The 20,987-nt window shown below is 63.4% G+C and carries 20 protein-coding genes and 3 tRNA genes; 13 read left to right on the top strand and 10 right to left on the bottom strand.

Features of this window, described 5'->3' with window-relative positions; translation table 11 throughout:
- Window positions 1-73 precede the first annotated feature (73 nt).
- Window positions 74-487 (top strand): hypothetical protein, encoded by a 414-nt coding sequence (locus H0A72_RS16475; RefSeq protein WP_180157316.1) that lies wholly within the window; start codon window positions 74-76, stop codon window positions 485-487.
- 38 nt (window positions 488-525) lie between these two features.
- Here the strand turns inward: H0A72_RS16475 and H0A72_RS16470 are convergent, their stop codons facing one another.
- Genes H0A72_RS16470 through H0A72_RS16445 form a run of 6 tightly spaced genes read right to left on the bottom strand, consistent with a single transcriptional unit; the run spans window position 526 to window position 6,572 of the window.
- Window positions 526-2,418 carry a potassium transporter Kup gene (locus H0A72_RS16470; protein WP_246437078.1) on the bottom strand — a complete coding sequence of 631 codons (1,893 nt, stop codon included), beginning with the start codon at window positions 2,416-2,418 and terminating at the stop codon, window positions 526-528.
- Window positions 2,419-2,434: 16 nt separating this feature from the next.
- Window positions 2,435-3,496: a sensor histidine kinase gene (locus H0A72_RS16465; RefSeq protein WP_180157312.1), complete on the bottom strand. Its 1,062-nt coding sequence runs from the start codon at window positions 3,494-3,496 to the stop codon at window positions 2,435-2,437.
- Between the two features lie 7 nt (window positions 3,497-3,503).
- On the bottom strand, window positions 3,504-4,187 hold the full coding sequence (locus tag H0A72_RS16460; RefSeq protein WP_180157310.1) for a response regulator transcription factor: 684 nt from the start codon (window positions 4,185-4,187) through the stop codon (window positions 3,504-3,506).
- A 53-nt stretch (window positions 4,188-4,240) separates the two neighbouring features.
- The gene (locus H0A72_RS16455; RefSeq protein WP_180157308.1) at window positions 4,241-4,741 is read right to left on the bottom strand and encodes an ExbD/TolR family protein; all 501 of its coding nucleotides are present in this window, start codon (window positions 4,739-4,741) and stop codon (window positions 4,241-4,243) included.
- A gap of 3 nt (window positions 4,742-4,744) precedes the next feature.
- Window positions 4,745-5,602, bottom strand: coding sequence for a MotA/TolQ/ExbB proton channel family protein (locus tag H0A72_RS16450; RefSeq protein WP_180157307.1), 858 nt, complete (start codon window positions 5,600-5,602; stop codon window positions 4,745-4,747).
- A 10-nt stretch (window positions 5,603-5,612) separates the two neighbouring features.
- The gene (locus H0A72_RS16445) at window positions 5,613-6,572 is read right to left on the bottom strand and encodes an energy transducer TonB (protein WP_180157305.1); all 960 of its coding nucleotides are present in this window, start codon (window positions 6,570-6,572) and stop codon (window positions 5,613-5,615) included.
- Window positions 6,573-6,752: 180 nt separating this feature from the next.
- Between H0A72_RS16445 and H0A72_RS16440 the strand changes: the two genes are divergently transcribed.
- Window positions 6,753-7,154 (top strand): hypothetical protein, encoded by a 402-nt coding sequence (locus H0A72_RS16440; protein WP_180157303.1) that lies wholly within the window; start codon window positions 6,753-6,755, stop codon window positions 7,152-7,154.
- Window positions 7,155-7,219: 65 nt separating this feature from the next.
- On the opposite strand, the gene H0A72_RS16435 is transcribed toward H0A72_RS16440, so the two are convergent.
- The 3 genes from H0A72_RS16435 to H0A72_RS16425 all read right to left on the bottom strand — a co-directional run bounded on the left by H0A72_RS16435 (window position 7,220) and on the right by H0A72_RS16425 (window position 8,151).
- Window positions 7,220-7,681 carry a DUF421 domain-containing protein gene (locus H0A72_RS16435; RefSeq protein ID WP_180157301.1) on the bottom strand — a complete coding sequence of 154 codons (462 nt, stop codon included), beginning with the start codon at window positions 7,679-7,681 and terminating at the stop codon, window positions 7,220-7,222.
- 129 nt (window positions 7,682-7,810) lie between these two features.
- Window positions 7,811-7,895: transfer RNA gene (locus H0A72_RS16430), tRNA-Leu, on the bottom strand.
- A 171-nt stretch (window positions 7,896-8,066) separates the two neighbouring features.
- Window positions 8,067-8,151 (bottom strand) — tRNA-Leu (locus H0A72_RS16425).
- Window positions 8,152-8,252: 101 nt separating this feature from the next.
- Between H0A72_RS16425 and rnr the strand changes: the two genes are divergently transcribed.
- The 5 genes from rnr (at window position 8,253) to H0A72_RS16400 (ending at window position 13,663) form a co-directional block, all read left to right on the top strand.
- Window positions 8,253-10,697, top strand: coding sequence for a ribonuclease R (gene rnr / locus H0A72_RS16420; protein WP_180157299.1), 2,445 nt, complete (start codon window positions 8,253-8,255; stop codon window positions 10,695-10,697).
- Between the two features lie 88 nt (window positions 10,698-10,785).
- Entirely contained in the window at window positions 10,786-11,532 is a 747-nt protein-coding gene (gene rlmB / locus H0A72_RS16415; RefSeq protein ID WP_180157297.1) for a 23S rRNA (guanosine(2251)-2'-O)-methyltransferase RlmB, read from the top strand.
- Window positions 11,533-11,612: 80 nt separating this feature from the next.
- Window positions 11,613-12,842 (top strand): cystathionine gamma-synthase family protein, encoded by a 1,230-nt coding sequence (locus tag H0A72_RS16410; RefSeq protein ID WP_180157295.1) that lies wholly within the window; start codon window positions 11,613-11,615, stop codon window positions 12,840-12,842.
- Between the two features lie 343 nt (window positions 12,843-13,185).
- Window positions 13,186-13,458, top strand: coding sequence for an HU family DNA-binding protein (locus H0A72_RS16405; RefSeq protein ID WP_093970339.1), 273 nt, complete (start codon window positions 13,186-13,188; stop codon window positions 13,456-13,458).
- A 129-nt stretch (window positions 13,459-13,587) separates the two neighbouring features.
- Window positions 13,588-13,663 (top strand) — tRNA-Val (locus H0A72_RS16400).
- Between the two features lie 95 nt (window positions 13,664-13,758).
- Here H0A72_RS16400 and H0A72_RS16395 read toward each other — a convergent pair.
- The gene (locus tag H0A72_RS16395) at window positions 13,759-14,976 is read right to left on the bottom strand and encodes a GGDEF domain-containing protein (protein ID WP_180157294.1); all 1,218 of its coding nucleotides are present in this window, start codon (window positions 14,974-14,976) and stop codon (window positions 13,759-13,761) included.
- 215 nt (window positions 14,977-15,191) lie between these two features.
- Between H0A72_RS16395 and H0A72_RS16390 the strand changes: the two genes are divergently transcribed.
- The 6 genes from H0A72_RS16390 to H0A72_RS16365 all read left to right on the top strand — a co-directional run bounded on the left by H0A72_RS16390 (window position 15,192) and on the right by H0A72_RS16365 (window position 20,842).
- Window positions 15,192-16,106: a DMT family transporter gene (locus H0A72_RS16390; RefSeq protein ID WP_180157292.1), complete on the top strand. Its 915-nt coding sequence runs from the start codon at window positions 15,192-15,194 to the stop codon at window positions 16,104-16,106.
- Between the two features lie 331 nt (window positions 16,107-16,437).
- Window positions 16,438-16,770, top strand: a complete 333-nt coding sequence (locus H0A72_RS16385) for a DM9 repeat-containing protein (RefSeq protein WP_180157290.1) — start codon at window positions 16,438-16,440, stop codon at window positions 16,768-16,770.
- Window positions 16,771-17,374: 604 nt separating this feature from the next.
- Window positions 17,375-17,548 carry an excisionase family DNA-binding protein gene (locus tag H0A72_RS22520; RefSeq protein WP_425502551.1) on the top strand — a complete coding sequence of 58 codons (174 nt, stop codon included), beginning with the start codon at window positions 17,375-17,377 and terminating at the stop codon, window positions 17,546-17,548.
- A 315-nt stretch (window positions 17,549-17,863) separates the two neighbouring features.
- The gene (locus H0A72_RS16375; protein WP_180157286.1) at window positions 17,864-18,172 is read left to right on the top strand and encodes a BrnA antitoxin family protein; all 309 of its coding nucleotides are present in this window, start codon (window positions 17,864-17,866) and stop codon (window positions 18,170-18,172) included.
- A 689-nt stretch (window positions 18,173-18,861) separates the two neighbouring features.
- Window positions 18,862-20,223, top strand: a complete 1,362-nt coding sequence (locus H0A72_RS16370) for a tyrosine-type recombinase/integrase (protein WP_180157284.1) — start codon at window positions 18,862-18,864, stop codon at window positions 20,221-20,223.
- A 28-nt stretch (window positions 20,224-20,251) separates the two neighbouring features.
- Complete coding sequence (locus H0A72_RS16365; RefSeq protein WP_180157282.1) at window positions 20,252-20,842, top strand: hypothetical protein; 591 nt, start codon at window positions 20,252-20,254, stop codon at window positions 20,840-20,842.
- Window positions 20,843-20,987: the final 145 nt, after the last annotated feature.

Genomic DNA, 20,987 nt, shown 5'->3' with positions numbered 1-20,987 from the left:
GACGGCCCCACACTTCTATACTGAACCAAAGCCTCCCTGCCAGGAAGGCGATCATCTAGAAAGGAGTACGTCAATGAGTCAAGCTCGAACAACGACACTTTCCCGGACCTTGTACGGCATGCTGGCGGCCGCCGCATGCCTTGCGGTCACCTTGCCCGCCGCGGCGCAGTCCGCTCCGTCCGCCGCCGACGCCCAGGCGCAGTACCGGCTCGACGTCGAGCGCTGCAACGCCGGCCAAACCAGCCAGGACAAGGCGACCTGCCTGCGCGAAGCCGGCGCCGCCCTCGAAGAGGCGCGCCGCAACCGCCTGATGCGCAACGACGCATCCTACACCGCCAACCAGACGGCGCGCTGCGAATCCCTGCCCGTCGGCCAGCGGGAAGACTGCCGCCTGCAGATGTCGGGTCAGAACACGCGCGTGCAGGGCAGCGTGGACGGCGGCGGCATATTGCGCGAAACCACCATCACCATCCCCGCCTCGCAATAGGCGGGCGGCGCAGGCGCATCGCCTGCGCCGCCCCGCCCTCACAATTCCATCTGCATGCCCATTTCCACCACCCGGTTCGGCGGTATCCGGTAGAACCGGGTGCTGCGGCTGGCGTTGCGCGCCATGAAGGCGAACAGGCGGCGGCGCCAGGCGCGGTGCAACGGCAGCTTGCGAACCACGATGATGGTCTGGCGCGACAAGAAATAAGACACCCGCATGGGGTCCAGATTCAATTCCGGGTGCTGCTGGCCGACATACTTCAGCAGCACGGGAACATTGGGCTCCTCTTTGAAGCCCCATCGCCCGATAGCCTGCCAGCTGGTCTCGCTCAAACGTGTCAAATTGCAACGTTCTGCAAGCGGGACGTACGGCACGTCCGCGCTTTGCACGGTCAGGAACAGGATCTGCTCGTGCAAGACTTTGTTGTGCTTCAGGTTGTGCAGCAGCGCCGGCGGCACCGTCCCCGCGATCATGCTCATGAAGACGGCGGTGCCCGGCACGCGCATGGGCGGGTTCGCCTCCAGCGCCTCCATGAAGGACGCCAGCGGCGGCTGGTCGGCCGCCAGCGCCTCGTGCAGGCTTTCCCGGCCCTGTTTCCAGGTCGCCATGAGCGTGAAGAGCGTGCCGCCTATCAGCAGCGGGACCCAGCCGCCGTCCAGCAGTTTCAGCATATTGGACGAAAACAGTACGATATCGATCAGCAGGAACATCACCAGCGGCGCCGTCCAGAGCACCCGGCCCCAGGGGCCGCGCCCGTGAGGCAGCACCGCGAAGGCCAGCAGCGAGGTCATCAGCATGGTGCCCGTCACCGCCAGCCCGTAGGCATGCGCCAGCTTGTCGGACGAGCCGAAAGACAGCACCAGGATCGTCACCGACACGAACAACAGCACATTGACGCGCGGCAGGTAGACCTGGCCTTCCTCCTGGGCCGAGGTATGCAAGATGGCCATGCGCGGCCAGAAGCCCAGCTGCACCGCCTGGCGCGTGACGGAGAACGCCCCCGAAATCACCGATTGCGAGGCGATGACGGTCGCCGCCGTGGCCAGCGCCACCAGCGGCGCAAGCGCCCAGGCCGGGGCCATCAGGAAGAAGGGATCGGCCATCGCGCCGGGCTGCGACAGAATCAGCGCGCCCTGGCCGAAATAGCACAGCAGCAAGGCCGGCAGCACGATGCCGAACCAGGCGCGGCGCACCGCGGAACGGCCGAAATGGCCCATGTCGGCGTACAGCGACTCCGCCCCCGTCACGGCCAGCACCAGCGCGCCCAGCAGCACGTAGGCGGTCCAGGGCGCCTTGGCGATGAAGCCGATCGCCCAGGCGGGGTTCACCGCCTGCAGTATCTGCGGCGCCTGGGCGATGTGCCAGGCGCCCAGGCCGCCCATCACCCCGAACCACAGCAGCATGACGGGCCCGAACAGCCTGCCCACCGCGCCCGTGCCGCGCGACTGGATCAGGAACAGCAGCGCCAGCACGGCCACCGATACGGGCACGATCCAGGCATCCAGCGTATGCGACACCAGGCGTATGCCCTCGATCGCGGAGAGCACCGAGATGGCCGGGGTGATGACGCTGTCCCCGTAGAACAGGCAGGCGCCGATCAGGCCCGGAACGATGAAGAGCCAGCGCCTGCGCCCCGTGACGCCGCGCAGGGCGAGCTCCAGCAAGGCCAGCGTACCGCCCTCGCCCCGGTTGTCCGCGCGCACGATGATCATGACGTATTTCAGCGACACGACGATCATCAGCATCCAGAACAGCAGCGACAGCAGGCCCAGCACGTCCGCCGGTCCGGGACGCTCGAGAAAGGTCAGCGAGGCCTTGATCGCGTACAGGGGGCTGGTGCCGATGTCCCCGTACACCACGCCCAACGCGCCCAGCAGCAATGTCCTGGATGAGGTCGCCACGGTGGCCTCGCGCCGGTTTTCAGATGCCATGTCCATGCCGCTCGCTTCAATCCTGCCGGCTCAGCCGGGCGCCTATGCGCGGCCCGGGAAAGACCACGGTGATGCGCGTTCCCGGGAAGTCCGGGCGACTCGCCAGGCTCCACCAGGCGCCGTGCGCCCGCGCGATCTCCCGCACGATGGCCAGCCCCAGGCCCGAACCCGCCGCGCCGGCGTTGGGCGAGCGGTAAAAGGCTTCGAAGACGCGCTCGGCGTCCTCCGGCACGATGCCCGGGCCGTCGTCCTCGACGGAAAGCGTCGGGGGATTCGCGCCCACCCGCAACGTGATCACCGAGGCGCCCACGCCGTAGCGCAAGGCGTTGTCGATCAGATTGCTGAGCATTTCCTCCAGCAGGACCGGATCGGCGTCGACCCAGACCGGGTGGTCCGGCGCCTGCAGCTGCAGCTCCACATTCCTGGCGCGGGCGGCGGGTATCCATTCGGCGCCGCTGCCCTGCACCCATTCGCACAGATCCAGGCGCTGGAAGCTGTCCCGCGGCCGGGTGGACGAGTCGGCCTTCGCCAGCACCAGCAGCTGCTGGCCCATGCGTATCATGCGGTCGGTGACCGACTTGATGCGTTCGGCCCGCTCGCGCACGTCGTCGGGCAGGCCGCTGCGCGTCAGCATGAGTTCGGATTCCAGCTTCAGGCCCGTCAGCGGCGTGCGCAGCTGGTGCGCGGCATGGCCGACGAAACGCCTTTGCGCCTGCATGGAATCATCCAGGCGCAGCAGCAAATCGTTGAAGTGCGCCACCAGCGGGGCGACTTCCGTGGGCAGGCCGGCGGTGTCCAGCGGCTGCAGGTCGTCGACCGAACGCTGGCTGATTTCCTGCGACAGGTGATTGATGGAGGCCAGGCCGGAGCGCACGCCGGACACCAGCATCCAGGCGAAAATGGACACCAGCAGCACCTGGCTGAGCACCATCATCCAGAAGATGTCGCGCAGCAGCCAGGCCTCCAGCGTCATCTTGCGGGTCATCAGCCAGGTGATGCTGATGTCGAGCAGGATCAGCACGACGACGGCCGGAAACAGCCGCAGCACCAGGTGCCGTGCCAGCGAGCCGCGCGGCATCAGCGTCTTATGAAGTCTGGGCAGCACTTTCTACGTCGAGCAGGTAGCCGAAGCCGCGCACCGTCTGGATGCCCGCCCCCGTGCCTTCGAGCCGCTTGCGCAGCCGGTACACATAGACTTCCACCGCGTTCTCGCTGAAGTCGGCATCCCAGGCCGACAGGGAATTGACGATCTGGCGCTTGGTCACGACGCGCCCCGCGCGGGCCATCAGCATTTCCAGGACCGAGAGTTCGCGCACGGACAAAGCCAGGCGCTCGCCGTTGACGCGGACTTCGCGCCCGACGGTGTCCAGCTGCAGCGGCCCCGCTTCGATGAGCGGCTGCTTCTGGCCGCTGCGGCGCCGCCCGAAGGCGCGCACGCGGGCGGCCAGTTCGGCGAGTTCGAAGGGCTTGGTGACGTAGTCGTCGGCGCCGGCATCCAGGCCGGCCACCCGGTCTTCGACGCCGTCGCGCGCGGTCAGGATGAGCACGGGAAGCTGTTCCTGGCTGGCGCGCAGGTCATGGAGGATTTCCAGCCCGCTCTTGCCCGGCAGGTTGAGGTCGAGCAGCAGGAGATCATAGCTTTGCCCCGCGATTGCGCTCAGGGCGGTTTCGCCATCGGCCAGCCAATCGACCGCATAGCCCTGCTGGGCCAGGAATTCCTGCAGGGCGTGGCCCAATGTGGTGTCGTCTTCGATAACTAGAACTCGCATCCGAAGATTCTATATCGAAGCGCGCGGGAATGGTTCCCGCCCCGCCGGGCGTGTTACAACCCTGACGGCTTGCTGTCTTGCGCAGTGGCGGGCTCCGCGCCCGGCGTGCCGCCTTGCGCCGCGGCCGGCGCGCCGGACGTGCCCGGCCGGGTGATGAAGCCGATGCGCTTGAGCCCGCCCGCTTTGGCGCTGCTCATGACTTGCGCCAGCGTCTCGTAGCGGGTGTTCAGGTCGGCGCGGATCCGCAGCTCGGGCTGGGGATCCAGGACGGCTTCGGCGGCAAAGCGCGCTTTGAGTTCGTCCGGGTTCACGGCGGTTTCGTTCCAGAACAAGGCGCCGTCCGCATTGATGGCCAGGTCGATGACGCGCGGCTCCTGCTCGACCGGCTGGGCGGTCGCCTGGGGCACGTTGATCTTGATGGAGTGGCTGAGCAAGGGAGCGGTGATGATGAAGATCACCAGCAGGACCAGCATCACGTCGATCAAGGGCACCATGTTGATCTCGGAGACCGTGCCGCCCGCGCCCTTGTTGTTGTCGAAACTGCCGAAAGCCATGGTTTATTCGCCCTTGGTGCTTGCTATGGTCACGCGTCGCACCCTGCCCGAGGATTCGAAGGCCTGCTGGCCGGTCGACAGGAAGGTGAACAGGTCGTGCGCGAAGGCGTCCAGGCGCGCCAGGTAGACGCGGTTGCTGCGCACGAAGCCGTTATAGGCCAGCACGGCGGGAATCGCGACCGCCAGGCCCAGGCCCGTCATGATGAGCGCTTCGCCCACCGGGCCGGCGATGCGGTTCACCGTCACGCCGTCGGACAGCCCGATGCCCACCAGCGCATGATAAACCCCCCACACCGTGCCGAACAAGCCGACGAAGGGAGCCGTGGAGCCGATGGAGGCCAGCACCGTCAGGCCGTTCTCGAGCCTGGCGGTTTCCTCGTCTATGACCTTGCGTATCGTGCGCGTGACGAAAGCGCCCGTCGAGCCTTTTTCCTCCAGCTTCATCGCCCCGTACTTCGCATGATGGTTCTGCGCGTGGATGGCGTGGCTGGCCAGGTGGGCGAAAGGTTCGGAGGCGCCATGGGTGGCGATCTCGTTCTCGACCTGCTCCAGCGAGCTGGCCGCCCAGAATTCGCGCAGGAAGTGATTGGAGCGCCGCCGGATCCGCATATTGGTGAACGACTTCACGAAAATGAGATACCAGCTGGTCAGGGACATGAGCACCAGGATGCCGAACAGGGTCTTGCCGACGATGTCGCTCTGCGAAATGAAGTGCAGCATGCCGCCCGCGTCGGCAACCTGCTGCGCCGTCATCGCGGCCGGCTGTACGGCGCCCGCGACGGCCGGCGCGGCGGGGGCGGCCGCCCCGGCTTCGCTCAGTTGCGCCAGCACGTGCAGGGCGCTATCCAGTAAATCGAACATTCATTTTGTCCTATAAAACGAAATCAAACGGTATGTCGGCCATGGCTTGATACGCGATGCCATTTTCGGTGTAGGGCTTGAAGCGCGCCGTGCGGGCCGCCTTGACCGCGGCTTCGTCCAGGCGCTCGTGCCCCGACGAAGAACGCACGCTGGCCTGAAGCACCGTGCCTTGCGGCGAAATGAGCACACGCACCACCACCCTGCCCTGCTCGCCGCGGCGCTCGGACGCCCGCGGGTAGACCGGCATGGGCCGCTTGCCCAGGTAATCGACCTTGCCGATCATGCGCGGCCGGTCGGGATCCACCGGTTTCGCGGGGGCCTGCGGCACGGCGGGCGCGGCCGCCTTGCCCGCGGGCGCCGCGGCTTCGACCTTGGGCGCCGGAGGCTGGGGCGCGGGTTTCGGTGCCGGCTTGGGAGCAGGCTTGGGTTTGGGCGGAGGCTCGGGTTTAGGCTTGGGCTTGGGCGGCGGCTCCGGCTTGGGGGGCGGAGGCGGCGGCGGGGGCGGCGGAGGCGGAGTGATGGCTTCCGGCTGCGGCTCCTCGATGACGGGCTCCGGTTCGGGCTCGGGCTCGACGACGGGCTCGGGCGGCGGCTCGACCACCGGCTCCGGTATCGGTTCGGGAATGGGTTCGGGAATGGGCTCTGGTTCCGGCTCCGGCTCGGGTTCCGGTTCGGGCTCCGGAATGGGCTCGGGTTCGGGAACGGGTTCGACGACCGGCTCCGGCTCCGGCGGAGCGGCCACCGCCACCTGTTCGGTTTCGGGCTCGGGATTTTCCGCCGCTTCGACCACGTCATCGGCGATTTCCACGAAACGGACTTCGACCGTTTCGGGCATTTCCAATTCAGGCTTGACTGGGGGCGCCGACAAGATGGCGCCAAGCACGGCTAGGTGCAGGCCCAAAGCCGTTGCCCCCGCCGCGACTCGGACGAGGGCGGCGCGATTGACGAACTGGACACGAGAACGCGGCATGAATCAGGCCAAAGATAAAGTTGCACAGCTGCACAGCGTTAGTATCGTGCACAAAAGGCTGCTGCTCCAAACGAGTTAAGCATATTAACAGTAATGCGAACTATTCGCAATAATTCAGGTATAAAGCTTGCTGCCTCGCCCGTGGATCATGCGTTGTTTCGCTTAACTCGGGAGATTCAAATGAACAAAATCCTAACCGCCGCAGCATGCTGCCTGCCCATGCTGCTGGCGCCCGCCAGCTGGGCGCAAGACGCCGGCAGTTCCGGCAAGGGGCCGGGGGCGGGCGCTTATCCCAACGCCGGCACGCAAGCCGGCCCGCGCGACGGCAGCCGCGACCGGCCGTCCCCCTACCACCCCGGGCGCTCCGGCGCGCGTCCCGAGCGCGACGCCTGCGTCGGCCCGGGCGCCCAGAACAACCCCCGCTGCGCGGACTCGCAAAGGCGCAGCAACCCCGGCGGCCGCTCTACCCCGCCCGGCAGCCCCGACTTCGATTCCGGACGGACTCCGGGGCCGCGCGCAGCGCCCGATGCCGGACAGCCTTCCAGGCCTGGGCAGGTTCGCGAACGCCGGCAGCCGTCCTGAAGCAATCCCGATGCCGGGAAAGGGTCGGGAAAGGGAAGGCCTCTTGGAACAGGCGCTTCCCTGCATCATCTCTTCTTCAGGATATTGATGGTGCCGTCCGCTTCGAGAATCACGCATTCCATTTCCTCGTAGCTGACGTCCATTTTGTGGAAGGCATTGTCGAGCTCGTTCCGGCTGATGCGCTGGGCCTTCAATACGTCGTCGAATATCTTGCCGTTGCGGCCAAGCAGCACTTCCCTGCCTTCCAGGATGGCTTCGATGCGGCTGCTGTGCGAGGTCCCGAGCGCGATCAGCATGTTCAGGGCCACCAGGGTTGCGGCGACGATCAGCCCGCCCGGAACGGATTCGTCGCCGCCGCTCAGGCCGTTCGATACGGCTTCGCTCAGCAGCATGACGACCAGCAAATCGAAAGGGGTGAACTGGCCCACCGTGCGCTTGCCGGACACGCGCACCATGGCGAGCATCACCAGGTACACCATGGCGCCGCGCAGGACGAATTCCCACCAGGGAAGGCTCATATCGAACATGGAAGGCTCCCACTCCGTGCAGACGGGCTTCGGGGTGCAATTACCGTGCCGGCGCGGGGCGCACAAGAAACCGCCAACAAAAAACCCAGCTAAACACGAACGCTTAGCTGGGTTCTCTGTACATAGCGGTGGTGCCCAGGAGAGGACTCGAACCTCCACACCTTGCGGCACATGGACCTGAACCATGCGCGTCTACCAATTCCGCCACCTGGGCACTTGTTTCTTCGCTTGAAGAAGGCACGAATTATAGGCCTGATTTACAGCGGCTGTCAAATGAGCCTTCCATGGCCACGCGGCCCCGGGCAAACCGCGTTTCAACGCAAGTCCAGCCACAACAAAAAACCCAGCTAAACGAACGCTTAGCTGGGTTTTCTGTACATAGCGGTGGTGCCCAGGAGAGGACTCGAACCTCCACACCTTGCGGCACATGGACCTGAACCATGCGCGTCTACCAATTCCGCCACCTGGGCATAAAGTGTATGCTATCGACTTGCAGCAGATACTGCCGGTACCCGCGCTACACTTGAAGGCACGAAGTATAGCGCGCTTTTTGATGAAATGGAAACCACCTTTGACACGCAAATCTAAGAACGACAGCAACAACAAGGAAATCGTGGCGGGCCTGCAAGACCCGCCGCCCGATTTCGACCCGGACGTACCCAGTCGTGAAGTCATTTTGCAGTATCTGCGCAGCGCCGAAAAACCTATCGCCCCCAAGGCGCTGGCCGCCGCCGTCGGCGCCTCTTTTCCCCTGTCCGTGGGCTTCGAGCGCCGCCTCAAGGCCATGGAGCGCGACAACCAGATCCTCTTCAACCCCCAAGGCCGCATCCTGCTGAACAACCAGCTCGACTTCATCGCCGGCAAGGTCCAGGGCCACCGCGACGGCTTCGGGTTCCTGCTGCGCGACGACGGCGGGCCCGACCTCTTCCTGCCGCCGCGCGAAATGCTCAAGGTGCTGCACGGCGACCGGGTGCTGGCCAAGCAAGACGGCGAATACCGCGGCAAGCCCCAGGGCGCCATCGTCGAAGTGGTCGAGCGGCGCACCAACAAGCTGGTCGGGCGTTTCCTCAAAGAGCGCGGCGCCTTCATCGTGGTGCCCGAAGACCAGCGCATCAAGCACGACATCCTGATCCCCGCCTCCGATACGGGCGAGGCCGAGCACGGCCAGGTCGTCACGGTGGAGATCGTGCAGCAGCCCACCCGGCATACGCAGCCCCTGGGCAGGGTGGTCGAAGTCCTGGGCGAAATCGACGATCCCGGCATGGAAATCGAAATCGCCGTGCGCAAGTTCGACGTGCCCCACGTCTTTTCCGAGGCCGCCGTCGAGCAGGCGGCCAAGGTGCCGCCCACGGTCAGGCCGGCCGACCTCCGCGGCCGGGTCGATTTGCGCGACGTCCCCTTCATCACGATAGACGGCGAAGACGCGCGCGACTTCGACGACGCCGTGTTCTGCATGCCGGTCGAACTGGGCACGGAAAAGCGGCGCCGCCCGGGCTGGCGGCTGTTGGTCGCCATTGCCGACGTCACGCATTACGTAAAGCCCGGCGACGGCCTGGACGCCGACGCCCTCGAGCGCGGCACCAGCGTGTATTTCCCGCGGCGCGTGATCCCCATGCTGCCCGAATCCCTGTCCAACGGCATCTGCTCATTGAATCCGCAGGTCGACCGGCTGGTCCTGGTCTGCGACATGGTCATCGCGGCGAACGGCAGCAAGGCGGGCAGCATCACGGCCTACCAGTTCTATGATGCCGTCATCCATTCGCATGCGCGCACCACGTACACCGACGTCTGGGCGGCCTTGCAGCAGCCCGCCGGCCCGGCCGCGCAGTCCATGCACGAAGTCATGCCCCACGTGCGGCATCTGTACGAACTCTATCAACTGTTTGCAAGCGCCCGCCTGAAACGCGGCGCCATCGACTTCGACACGGTCGAGACCCGCATCGTCTGCAATCCGCTCGGCAAGATCGAGCGCATCGAGGCCTACCTGCGCAACGACGCGCACAAGCTGATCGAAGAATGCATGCTTGCCGCCAACACCTGCGCCGCCGAATTCATGAAGCGCAACAAGCGGCACGGCCTGTATCGCGTGCACGAAGGGCCCACACCCGAGAAGCTGCAGGCGCTGCGCGACTACCTGCGCAACCTCGGCCTCACGCTCGAAGGCGGCGACGATCCCAGCACCCAGGACTACGCCCGCCTGCTCAAAGAAGCGCGCAACCGGCCCGACTTCGAGATCATTCAAACCATGTGCCTGCGATCCCTGCAGCAGGCCATCTACAGCCCCGAGCACACCGGCCACTTCGGGCTGTCCTACGAGCACTACGCGCATTTCACGTCTCCCATCCGGCGCTATCCCGACCTGCTCACGCACCGCGTCATCAAAGGCATATTGCAAGGCCGGCGCTACGTCCCCGAAGTCGACGACATCTCCAGCCTGGCCGCCCTGCCGCAAGGCGAACGCGAACACGCCGCCTGGGAAAAGCTGGGCTTGCTGCTGTCCGCCCGCGAACGCCGGGCCGACGACGCCTCGCGCGACGTCGAAGCCTGGCTCAAGTGCTGGTTCATGAAGGAGCGCGTCGGCGAGGTCTTCAGCGGCCGGGTCACGGGCGTTGCAAGCTTCGGCATCTTCATCACGCTCGAAACCCTGTTCGTGGAAGGCATGGTGCACGTATCCGAGCTGGGTTCCGATTACTTCCAGTACAACGAGTCCATGAACGAACTGCGCGGCGAGCGCACCGGCATACGCTTTCGCCTCACCGACCAGGTGCAGGTGCAGGTCGCGCGCGTCGACCTCGAAGCGCGGCGCATCGAATTCAGGCTGGTCAAGGGCACGGGGTTCAAGGCCTTGAAGGCCGAATCGGAACCCGCTCCCACGGAAGCGCGCAGCAAGGTGAAGCGGGCGGCGCCCACCAAGCCCGCCGCGCTCAAGGGCACCACCTCGCGGCAGCGCCGGGCGGCGGCCAAGCGCGGCGCCAAGGCCGAAGCGCCCCGGAAATCCGGCCGCAACCGCCGATGAAAACCGGCCCGTGAGCGCGCGCCGCGCGACGGCGGCGCGCGCTCACGGGCGGGATTAAAATCAGGCCATACACACTTCAAGGAACACCATGTCGTCCCACCAGGTCCTGGCCGGCTTTCACGCGGTAACGGCCCGCTTGCGCCACGCGCCCGAATCGATCAAAGAACTCTACGTCGAGGCCTCGCGCCGCGACAAGCGCATGCAGGCGCTCATCGAGCAGGCACAGGCGGCCAAGGTCCGCGTCCGCCCGGTTCCCGCCGAAAGGCTGGACGGGCTGGCCCACGGCACGCGGCACCAGGGCGTGGTCGCGCTGGCCCAGGCCCATGCGCTGGCGGTCGACGTCGACGAAGTGCTGGACTTGCTTGAAGGGAAGGAGCCGGCCCTGCTGCTGATACTGGACGGCGTGACGGACCCGCACAACCTGGGCGCATGCCTGCGGACCGCCGATGCGGCCGGCGTCCATGCGGTGATCGCCCCGCGGGACCGTGCGGTGGGCCTGAACACCACGGTGCAGCGCGTCGCCTGCGGGGCGGCCGACACCGTGCCCTACATCATGGTGACCAATCTGGCGCGCACCATGCGGCGGCTGAAGGAAAGAGACGTATGGCTGGTGGGCGCCGACGACCAGGCCGAGGCCGGCATCCACCAAGTGGACGCGCGCCGGCCGATGGCGTGGGTGATGGGCGCCGAGGGCGAGGGCATGCGCCGCCTGACGCGGGAAACCTGCGACGAGCTCGTCAGCATTCCCATGCGAGGCTCGGTCGAAAGCCTGAACGTCAGCGTGGCCAGCGCCGTCTGCCTGTACGAATCGGTGCGGCAGCGCCGGCAGCCCTAGGCCCGTCGGCGCCGTCCCATTCTTCCGCCGGCGCTTGCCGGAGCACTCATTCAATTCAATCACACAGACTGATCGTCATCATGGCCAATAACGGATTCACCACAACCATCGTTCATTCCGACCGGCGCGCGTCGGTCGAGCACGGCGCCATCCACAAGCCCATGCACCCGTCGTCCGAGTACGCCTTCGCCGATTCGCGCGAGCTGGCGGCGGTGTTCCAGGGCAAGGCGGGCTTCACCTACGCGCGCCAGGGCACTCCCACGACCGCCGCGCTGGAAGACAAGATCACGGTGATGGAAGGCGGCACGGGCACGGTCAGCTTCGCCACGGGCATGGCCGCCCTGGCCGCCACCTTCCTGACCTTGCTCAAGGCCGGGGACCACCTGATCAGCAGCCAGCACATATTCGGCAACACGAACAGCCTGCTCGGCACGCTCAGCGACCTGGGCGTCCAGGTGACGCTGGTCGACGCCACGGACGCGCGCAACGTCGAGGCCGCGGTGCGCCCCGAAACCAAGATGGTGTTCACCGAGACGCTGGCCAATCCCGGCACGCAAGTGGCCGACCTGGAAGCCATAGGCCGGTACTGCGCAAGCAGGAAACTGGTGTATGTGGTCGACAACACGCTCACGTCGCCGCTGCTGTGCCAGGGCGTGAAAGTCGGCGCGTCGCTGGTGGTCAATTCGCTGTCCAAGCATATCGGCGGGCATGGGAACGCCCTGGGCGGGGCCGTGACGAACACCGGCCTTTACGACTGGAGCGGCTATGCGAACATCGCCGAGCCCTACCGGAAGGGAAACCCGGTGTCGTGGGGGCTGACGCAGATCAAGAAAAAAGGCCTGCGCGACATGGGCGGCACCTTGTCGGCGGAAGCGGCGCACCGGCTGGCGGTGGGCGCGGAGACGCTCGCCCTGCGCATGGACAAGATCTGCTCGAACGCCCTGGCGCTCGCCCAGGCCTTGAGCCGGCATCCCAAGGTCGCCAAAGTGCATTATCCGGGCCTGCCGACGCATGCCCAGCATGAACGGGCCGCGGCGCTCTTCGGCAAGCGCTACGGCGGCCTGATGGGCATCGAGCTGGTGCCGGAAATCGACGTGTTCGATTTCCTGAACCGGCTCAAGGTGCTGGCGCTGGCCACCCACCTGGGCGACAACCGCACGCTGGTGCTGCCGATGGCGCACACCATTTATTATGAAATGGGTCCGGAACGCCGCGCGCAAATGGGGATTTCCGACAACTTCCTGCGCGTCTCCATCGGCATAGAAGACATCGAGGACTTGATCGGCGATTTCGAACAGGCGCTGGCGTAAGCGCCGGCCGCCGCCGGTTCCGGCAAATATCACAAAACGAAGATCCGCGGGCGGGTTCCGCGGCAAACTTTACAAAATTAACTATTTCCGCGGCATAAAAACACAACAGCCAACAACCGCGCGGGTTTTGAGCCGTTTTTTCTCTTGACAGCCCTTTCGTTCAAAGGCTTAATACGCGTTAGCCAGCCGAGTGAGCTTGCGGGCTGTCATGCCACCCGGTTGCGCCTGCTTTGTCCATGGCGGGTCATACGGGCAGTGCCGCGCATGCTTCGTATCTTTCCATCGAATGTCCAGCCGCCTTTCCGGGCGGCTCGACCACAATAATTTTTAGGGGTAATCCTTAATGAACAAAACCGAGCTTATCGAACATATCTCCACTAAAGCCGATTTGTCCAAGGCTGATGCTGGCCGTGCACTCGAGGCTTTCATCGGTGCTGTCAAGACGACACTAAAAAAGAAAGGCACCGTCACTCTCGTAGGCTTTGGTACGTTTGCGGTTTCCGAGCGCGCGGCCCGCACCGGGCGCAATCCGCGCACCGGCGAGGCCATCAAGATCAAGAAAGCGCGTGTGCCCAAGTTCCGCCCCGGCAAGGCCCTGAAAGACGCGGTCAACTGAAAGCGCAGTTGCAAGTTGCCAAGCGGCACGGGCTTGGGATATAATTTTCGTCTTGATTCGTAGTAGTCGTAGCAGCAATAGTGGTGGCCCCAGTGTTGTCAGCCGCAAGGCGTTGACCACAAGAGCAATGGGTGCTTAGCTCAGCTGGTAGAGCGGCGCCCTTACAAGGCGTAGGTCGGCGGTTCGAACCCGTCAGCACCCACCAAGACTTGCCAAGAGCAACTTGCCGAAGAATATTGAATGATCAGGCATCCGGAGCAATCCGGATGCCTTTTTCATGTGCGCTTTTTGGCCTGAGCGTCAGGCCCCGGCGCCCGCGTCGCTTTTCGCGCTCATGTCAACGACCCGCCCTTCGGGCAGCATGGCGCGCGCGCGGCCCAGTTCCTTGGCCTGGTACATGCGCTCATCGGCCAGCTGCACGAGCCTGGCCCAGTCGGCGCAGTGGTCGGCCGCGCTTTCGGCGATGCCGATCGACGCTTCCAGCGGCTTGCCGTCCACCCGCAGCCCCAGCCCATTGGCGCGCATCTTTTCCAGCAGCGCCGGCACGGCATCCATGGGCATGCCGGGCAAGGCCGCCACGAACTCTTCCCCGCCCCACCGGATCAGGACGTCGTCGCGCCGCATGTTCTGGCGCAGCGCCTGCGCAAACGCGATCAGGGCCCGGTCGCCCGCGTCGTGGCCGAAGGAATCATTGATCTGCTTGAAATGGTCGATGTCCAGGAACATGATGGTCAAAGGCCGGCCCTGCAATTGCGCGCGCTTCATGGCCTGCTCGATCGCTTCGATGCCCGCGCGCCGGGTCTGCACGCCGGTCAAAGGGTCCATGCTTGCATGGTGCACCAGGCTTTCCATGTAGTGCGACTGGCTCATTCCGGAAATCATGGCCACGCCGATCATCATGAACATGAACCAGTAGATGGGGCCGTGCCGCAGCAGCGACAGGCCCACGTCCGGATCCATCAGCCCCCAGGAGGCAATGCCCAGCACAGGGACGGAATACAGCAGGATTTCGAGCGCCGACAGAGGAAAAATCGCCAGGCCCGCCAGCACGATGGTCGGCATCAGGCCGTAGAGCTGGACCGCCAGCAGTTGTGCGCGCGTGAGCTCCAGCCCGCTCGTGATATGCAGCACCGCAAGATAGAACACCGTGGGAACCAGCAGCATGGCCAGGAGCCGCAAAATGGCCCAGGCATAGCGGTGGGCGCCTCCGCGTTCGCCCGACCAGGCGATCGCCGCGAACGCCGCGCCCGCCGCGACACGCAGGCCGGTGAGCAGCGAGCCCGTTTTCCAGTCGAACAGCGCCAGGTCGATGATGGCGCAGGCCGGCACGAGAACGGCGAAAATCAGGCTCAGGAACTGCACCCTTGCCGTGATGACCAGCGCCGCCTGGCGGCGCACCGACGCGCCGCGGCCGAACGGAGTGGCCAGCCTTACCAACTGATGCGACGACGGCCGCGTGGGCGCGACGATGTCATGCAGTATGTGCTCCCAACAACGCTTCAAGAATGCAATGCTCATGGGGTCTCGAATCAGAATGCGGAATGCGGCGCCGCCGCCGAAAAACGTGATGCGTCGGCGCGCAGCGGCCGCCGGCGGCAACGAAAAACGAAAGCGTCCATTCTAGAGCCTGCCGGCATCAAAAGGTAGGTGAAGTGCATGGTTATGCCTCGCTTGCCGCGCCGCCCTGTTACTATGCGCGCACACCTCGTTCTCCTGAAGCACTCTCCCCCATCATGCCCCAACCCCAGCAGGAACGTTTCCGCTTCCCGGCCTTGAACCGTCAGGAGCTGGCCCTCATCGCCGTCACCATGGTGTGGGGCGGAACCTTCCTCGCCGTCCAGACCGCCCTTACCGCGAGCGGCCCCCTGTTCTTCGTCGCCCTGCGCTTCGCCATGGCCGCCCTGCTGGCGGCGCTGCTCTCCTGCAAGGTCCTGCGCGGGCTGACCCTGCGCGAAATCCTGGCGGGATCTTCCATCGGCGTATGCATTTTCTTCGGATACGCCCTGCAGACCTATGGCTTGCAGACCATCAGCAGCAGCAAGTCCGCATTCATCACAGCCATGTACGTCCCCATGGTCCCCCTGCTCCAGTGGTGCGTGCTGAAGCGCCCGCCCAGCCTCATGAGCTGGATCGGCGTTGCCCTGGCCTTCACCGGCCTGGTCCTGCTGACCGGCCCCGACGCCGGCGCGCTGGAACTGGGCAAAGGCGAACTGCTGACCCTCATCGGCGCCCTGTCCATCGCCGCCGAGATCATTCTCATCAGCCGATACGCCGGCACCGTCGACAGCCGCCGCGTGACCGTCGTGCAACTGGCCTGCACCTCGCTGCTCGCGCTGCTGGGCATGCCCCTCACCGGCGAATCCGTGCCGCCCTTCTCATGGCTGCTGGTCGGCATCGCCACGGCGCTGGGCTTGGCAAGCGCCCTGATCCAGCTCACCATGAATTGGGCGCAGAAGTCCGTCTCGCCCACGCGAGCCACCGTGATCTACGCCGGCGAACCCGTCTGGGCCGGCATCATCGGCCGCCTCGCGGGCGAGCGCCTGCCCGGCCTCGCCCTGCTGGGCGGCGTCCTCATCGTTGCCGGCGTCATCGTCAGCGAACTCAAGCTTCCAGGCAAAAAGGCCGGGCGGATCAAGAACCGTAAGTGAAAACCCTAGTTCTTTTTCCAGCGGATCGGGGCTACTGTTAAGTCACTGCCGCAAGGCAGTGCGACTACCCCTCAGGTGGTCCAAACTGCACTACCTTCGTGTACGTGCCCACTGCCCCGAAGGCAGTAAGGCCCCGCCAAGAGGCGGGGCCTTTCCATTTCTGCTCGTATAGCGGTGGCTGCTGGAGGAAACAACGGGAGCGCGGCCGGGATTCGCACCCAGGAACTCCGGCGTATTGAGCGGCCGCCAACCTCATTCCGGAATCTTGTGCGTGTAACTAAATACTGCTAATCTCATCTGCCTACTACCAACAACTCGGAGCGGATAGGAAATGAGACGAACCCTGACTACGCTGCTGTCCGGATTTGCTTTAGCCCTTCCCCACATGACGAATGCCATGGATGGGGTTGAATGGCGTACCTGGAATGGGCGGCTGCCCGCCGGAGCAATCCGGGGCGGGGTTGATCAAAATGGCACGGTTCCGTTGTACATTTGCCGTGCGCACTACATCAATGGCGTTCACCCCGGAAAGCTGCTGAATGGGCGCTGCAATATTGGATGGGGCGGCGACGAGATTGTGCTTCGCCACTTCGAGGTGCTGGTCTCTATCGATCGATACTACCGCGAATTTGATAGGCGCCATCGTGATGATTGGCGTAGGTGATAATAACAAGGCCCCGCGATCCTTCGATGGCGAGGCTTAATTTCTTGGCTGGCTTCTCGACAGCCCGCGGGGTTTATTGTGATTCAGTCCGGACCGCTCTGGGCGTGGCGGATTCGTTGTGCTCGGGTCATAGGAGAGAACGAATATCGACCTCCATCACAGGAAGACGTCATTTTCGCATCAACTTAGCCGCGGACCTTTCGGCTGGCGGGCTGCGTTTCTGTGATCGCTAAACCCTTGATATTCCTTGGCGGCGCATCCCTGATTCGAACAGGGGACCTGCGGAATGGCATTTGATCTTCAGTTTTTTCGGACACAGTTCGGACACGGACTCACCTGACGGCCTCTCGCTGGCTGGCTGGCAATCCGGCCGCGAAGACATCCATGCCTGCTTTGACTGCTCGTGCTGTTGACGCTCACAAACCTGAATCCCGTTCGTACAAGATCACCATAGATCGAGGTATTCAGCTTCGCCTTGCGCCCGATGGCCTGCGAACGATGCTGGTGTGGTGCGCCATACCGTAAAGGGAACGGACGATGAGCGCCAATACACGCTTCCACAGGAATACGAGGATGGCCCAGGCCAGATCAAGCTAGTTGACGCTTGCGCGGAAGGCCAGCGCCTGATCCTGATCCGGTACTGACCACTGAGCAGGCGGCACGGTTGGCCGGCGTCAGCCGACCGTATATGGTCAGGCTGATCGACTCCGGGGCGTTGGAACTGCATATGATGGCAGGCAATCGGCGGCGTGTGCGACATAGCGCCGTCATCCGATGACAAGAGAAGGAGCGCACGCAGCAGGCTCATGCGCTCAAGCGGCTGGCTTTGGACAGAGAACGGAAAACTCACGGCCCGAAGCCGAGTTCGCACGAGGGTGGATGTATCCCGGTTGACAACTGGAGCATTGCATGAAATACAGTTTTGTAGTAACGTTTTCGTATGTTGACGCGCTTTGAATGGGATGCCGCGAAAGCGGCTACCAATCTGCGTAAGCATGGAGTGAGAGCTTCGAGGTCAACGAGAATGACCAGGTTGTCGAGATCATCCGTATCATCTCGGCCAGAGCGGCCGACAGGAAAGAAAGGCGACGTTATGAGCAAGAAAGCCGTTAAACACAAGGTGGATCTGACCAAGCTGCCGCCCTTGACCGAAAAGCAGAAGGCCGAGTTGGCGGCCTTGGCGGAGCGCGCCGACAAAGACATTGATTACAGCGACGTGCCGCCGCTGACGGCGGAGTTCTGGAAGAATGCCGAGCGCGGCAAGTTCTACAAACCCACCAAGACCTCCACGACCATTCGTATTGACTCGGATGTCCTGGCCTGGCTGCGGTCGCAGGGCAAAGGCTATCAGTCGCGCATCAATGCGATTCTGCGGCGGGAAATGCTCGAATCGCTGAAATAGCGCTGCAGTAGATGCTTAGCCTTTAACCGAAGCAAATTGAGTTTCGGCGGTCAAGCACACGCGTCAGGGCAACCAACTGGTGGTGCTGCACCTGAGCGTACCCAAGTCCCACTGCACCGACAGCAACCGCTATTTTCGCCACCGATTTGCCGGTATCCGGCCGTGTCTGAGATCAACCGAGACCTACCGTCTGGAGGTGTTCGAGGCCCACACGGCGGCGGCGTGCGCCAACGCAAGCTGACGCACACGCATCGGATTGGAAGTGACTTTTGAGAATTACCGCATGAGAGTCTTGGCTCAATGCGGTTGGAATGGTGTGATCAACCGAGTCTGACGAATGCCCTGATTCCCCGAAAATGGGGAAGAGCCCGGAAAAAGAAATCGCCACCGTCCAGGGTGGCGATAGAGCCTTGATAAACAAGGAAAATTCTGGTGGCGCATCCCTGATTCGAACAGGGGACCTGCGGATTATGATGCCTCGAATACCGTATTTTATGAGATCGAGCGAGACTTAGTGAGACAAAAAATACTCTTTAATATCAACTAGATATTGATATATTTTGATTTAAGTGTTCTCATATATCATCAATCAAGCGCAGTATTTTTGGGACACCAGCGGGACACGGGAAGCATTGAAGCCATCCCAAGCAATCCAAATCGCTAGGTGGAAATCTTGAGAGACACTTGTCATGACCCTTCTTACAAGCCGAGCTGTTGATGCTCTGAAACCCAAGGATCAGCCTTACAAGATCGCGATAGATCGCGGCCTTCAATTGCGGGTTGCCCCGGATGGGGTCAAAACGCTTCTCGTCCGTTATACCGTACAAGGCACCAGCGCTGTTCGTCAGTACCGCCTCCCGCAAGATTATGGCAATGGCACCGGTCAAATCAAGTTGGCCGATGCAAGGGCAGAGGCGCAGCGCATCCGAGCGCTTGCCCGTGCGGGGGTTGATTGGCCCGCTGAAGAAGAAGCGCGTTTGCAAGCTGAAGCACAGGCCCGTGAGACGCAGGCTGCCACGGATGGTCAGACGCTTGCCGAAGCCTTGCGCGAGTATGCTGAAGAAAAGCGGCGGGCCAAAGATGGCTTGCCCCTCAAGGCTCGGACCAAGTCTGAATACACCAAAATGGTCGAGCCGGGCAAGATTGCCAAGAATGGCAGAAAATTCGCGGATGGTGAGTTGATGACCTTGGCTGACAAGCCGTTGTCTACGATTACGGCCACGGACATCAAAGATACCTACACCAAACTGCTTGGTCGTTCCAAGCGGCGGGCTGACTATGCCATGCAGGTTTTACGTGCCGTTCTGCGCTGGCAAGGAATCAAGATCGACGACAACCCGCTAAGCCAGGAAACGGCTGGCCGCAATCGTATTGTGCTGGCGCCCCCGAGGGGCGATCCCAAACCGATTCCTGCCGAGAAGCTGGGTGCCTGGTGGCTGGCAGCGTGCGCCAGCCCGCGTCGGGTGGCTGCGAACTACTACCGTTTTCAACTGCTGACGGGTTGTCGTGGCGTCGAGATCCTTGGTGAGAAGAAATACGATTACGAGCCTATCAGGGTTCGAGACGTGAACCTCGAAACCGGCCGCATATTGCTGATTGACACCAAGAACCGCAGCAACCACCTGTTGCTGTTGTCGCGGGAGGCATTGGCGATTGCAAAAGAAGCGTGCGAAAGACGCAAACCCGAGGAGCCCTTGTTTCCGATTACGGATGCCCGCAAGACGCTCGCCTGGATCAACAAGCAGGCAGGAACAACTGTGCAGGGCCATGACATGCGAGCGACCTTCACCACTATTGCCGAAGAACTGGTGTCCGGCGGTGTGCTCAAGCGCATGATCAATCACGCTACCAATGGCGACGTGACCCTGGGCCACTACGTCGGAAAAGGTGAGGCGCAGTTACGCGCGGGCTGGCAGACCGTGGCGGATTTCATTGGCAATGCCGCCGCAGAAGAAACTGCTCGGTGCACTATCCCGGACGCTATGCCGGTTTCGGATTCTGACGAGCATGACATGGCTGCTGTCCCTGACGCAGCGGTGGAAATGGCATGATGCTTGTGGGTAACTGGGCGGTCGTGTCATGAAGTGGGTGAGCTGTATCAGCCAAGGTTTCATCGAAGTGAGCGGCCAGCGCTACGATCTCTCGCATATGCGTGGCCCGACCTTCGAGCTCGCCATCGCCGCGACAGCCCGTTTCCCGGCCCTGACACTGCGCATCGAAGTTGAGTTCACTTCGCATTGCGTATCTTTTGGCCCGAAGGAAGGTGAAACTCTTGATTTTGATGCCTTGGGGCAGGATCGACGGATACTCGATCATCGGCAGGTAGCACGGGCTTTCTGCTTTGACCGCTACCGCTGGTCGCTGTCATTGCCGACGTTGGTACGAACACTGGATGGGCACTTCTGCAACTTCACCGGGCAGGGAAACTGGCTGGTCATCCGGGCGATTGACGACCAAGGCCGGGAAGTAGACTACGAAATCTACTTTCGGTTGCGTCGGCACGATAAGGATGCCCTGCGTATGGTGGTGGAAAGCGCCTACGTTCGCGCGCTTGGCACGCCTGGTCCCGGTGTCCCGCACGACCGCAAGGGCAGGATTCGCTTTCAGGTGATGGCGGCCAAGGTATTCCGGGGAGAGCCGCTGCGCGACCCCAGCCACAATCGTAGGTAACTGAATAGGCGCTGGAAAAGGCGAAGCGCCGCATAGCGGCGCTTCGTTTCGCGGGTGCTCTTCAATATCAGCACGGCTGAACCCTGTTTCCAGGAGGCAGATAGACACCTTTGCAGGCCCCGGTACATCTATCTGAGGTCAAGCA

Source organism: Parapusillimonas granuli (assembly GCF_013416525.1).
Lineage (GTDB): Bacteria > Pseudomonadota > Gammaproteobacteria > Burkholderiales > Burkholderiaceae_B > Parapusillimonas > Parapusillimonas granuli.
This window is presented reverse-complemented; position numbering and strand designations above follow the sequence as displayed.

Excerpts from the sequence above, each read along its gene's own strand:
- H0A72_RS16440 (WP_180157303.1), top strand. The coding sequence starts at position 6,753 with ATGAACAAAATCCTAACCGCCGCAGCATGCTGCCTGCCCATGCTGCTG.
- H0A72_RS16365 (WP_180157282.1), top strand. The coding sequence starts at position 20,252 with ATGAAGTGGGTGAGCTGTATCAGCCAAGGTTTCATCGAAGTGAGCGGC.
- H0A72_RS16460 (WP_180157310.1), bottom strand. The coding sequence starts at position 4,187 with ATGCGAGTTCTAGTTATCGAAGACGACACCACATTGGGCCACGCCCTG.
- H0A72_RS16385 (WP_180157290.1), top strand. The coding sequence starts at position 16,438 with ATGAGACGAACCCTGACTACGCTGCTGTCCGGATTTGCTTTAGCCCTT.
- H0A72_RS16435 (WP_180157301.1), bottom strand. The coding sequence starts at position 7,681 with ATGTTCGATATGAGCCTTCCCTGGTGGGAATTCGTCCTGCGCGGCGCC.
- H0A72_RS16455 (WP_180157308.1), bottom strand. The coding sequence starts at position 4,741 with ATGGCTTTCGGCAGTTTCGACAACAACAAGGGCGCGGGCGGCACGGTC.
- H0A72_RS16405 (WP_093970339.1), top strand. The coding sequence starts at position 13,186 with ATGAACAAAACCGAGCTTATCGAACATATCTCCACTAAAGCCGATTTG.
- H0A72_RS16370 (WP_180157284.1), top strand. The coding sequence starts at position 18,862 with ATGACCCTTCTTACAAGCCGAGCTGTTGATGCTCTGAAACCCAAGGAT.
- rlmB (WP_180157297.1), top strand. The coding sequence starts at position 10,786 with ATGTCGTCCCACCAGGTCCTGGCCGGCTTTCACGCGGTAACGGCCCGC.
- H0A72_RS16410 (WP_180157295.1), top strand. The coding sequence starts at position 11,613 with ATGGCCAATAACGGATTCACCACAACCATCGTTCATTCCGACCGGCGC.
- H0A72_RS16470 (WP_246437078.1), bottom strand. The coding sequence starts at position 2,418 with ATGGCATCTGAAAACCGGCGCGAGGCCACCGTGGCGACCTCATCCAGG.
- H0A72_RS16445 (WP_180157305.1), bottom strand. The coding sequence starts at position 6,572 with ATGCCGCGTTCTCGTGTCCAGTTCGTCAATCGCGCCGCCCTCGTCCGA.
- H0A72_RS16475 (WP_180157316.1), top strand. The coding sequence starts at position 74 with ATGAGTCAAGCTCGAACAACGACACTTTCCCGGACCTTGTACGGCATG.
- H0A72_RS16395 (WP_180157294.1), bottom strand. The coding sequence starts at position 14,976 with ATGAGCATTGCATTCTTGAAGCGTTGTTGGGAGCACATACTGCATGAC.
- H0A72_RS16375 (WP_180157286.1), top strand. The coding sequence starts at position 17,864 with ATGAGCAAGAAAGCCGTTAAACACAAGGTGGATCTGACCAAGCTGCCG.
- H0A72_RS16450 (WP_180157307.1), bottom strand. The coding sequence starts at position 5,602 with ATGTTCGATTTACTGGATAGCGCCCTGCACGTGCTGGCGCAACTGAGC.
- H0A72_RS16390 (WP_180157292.1), top strand. The coding sequence starts at position 15,192 with ATGCCCCAACCCCAGCAGGAACGTTTCCGCTTCCCGGCCTTGAACCGT.
- H0A72_RS16465 (WP_180157312.1), bottom strand. The coding sequence starts at position 3,496 with ATGCCGCGCGGCTCGCTGGCACGGCACCTGGTGCTGCGGCTGTTTCCG.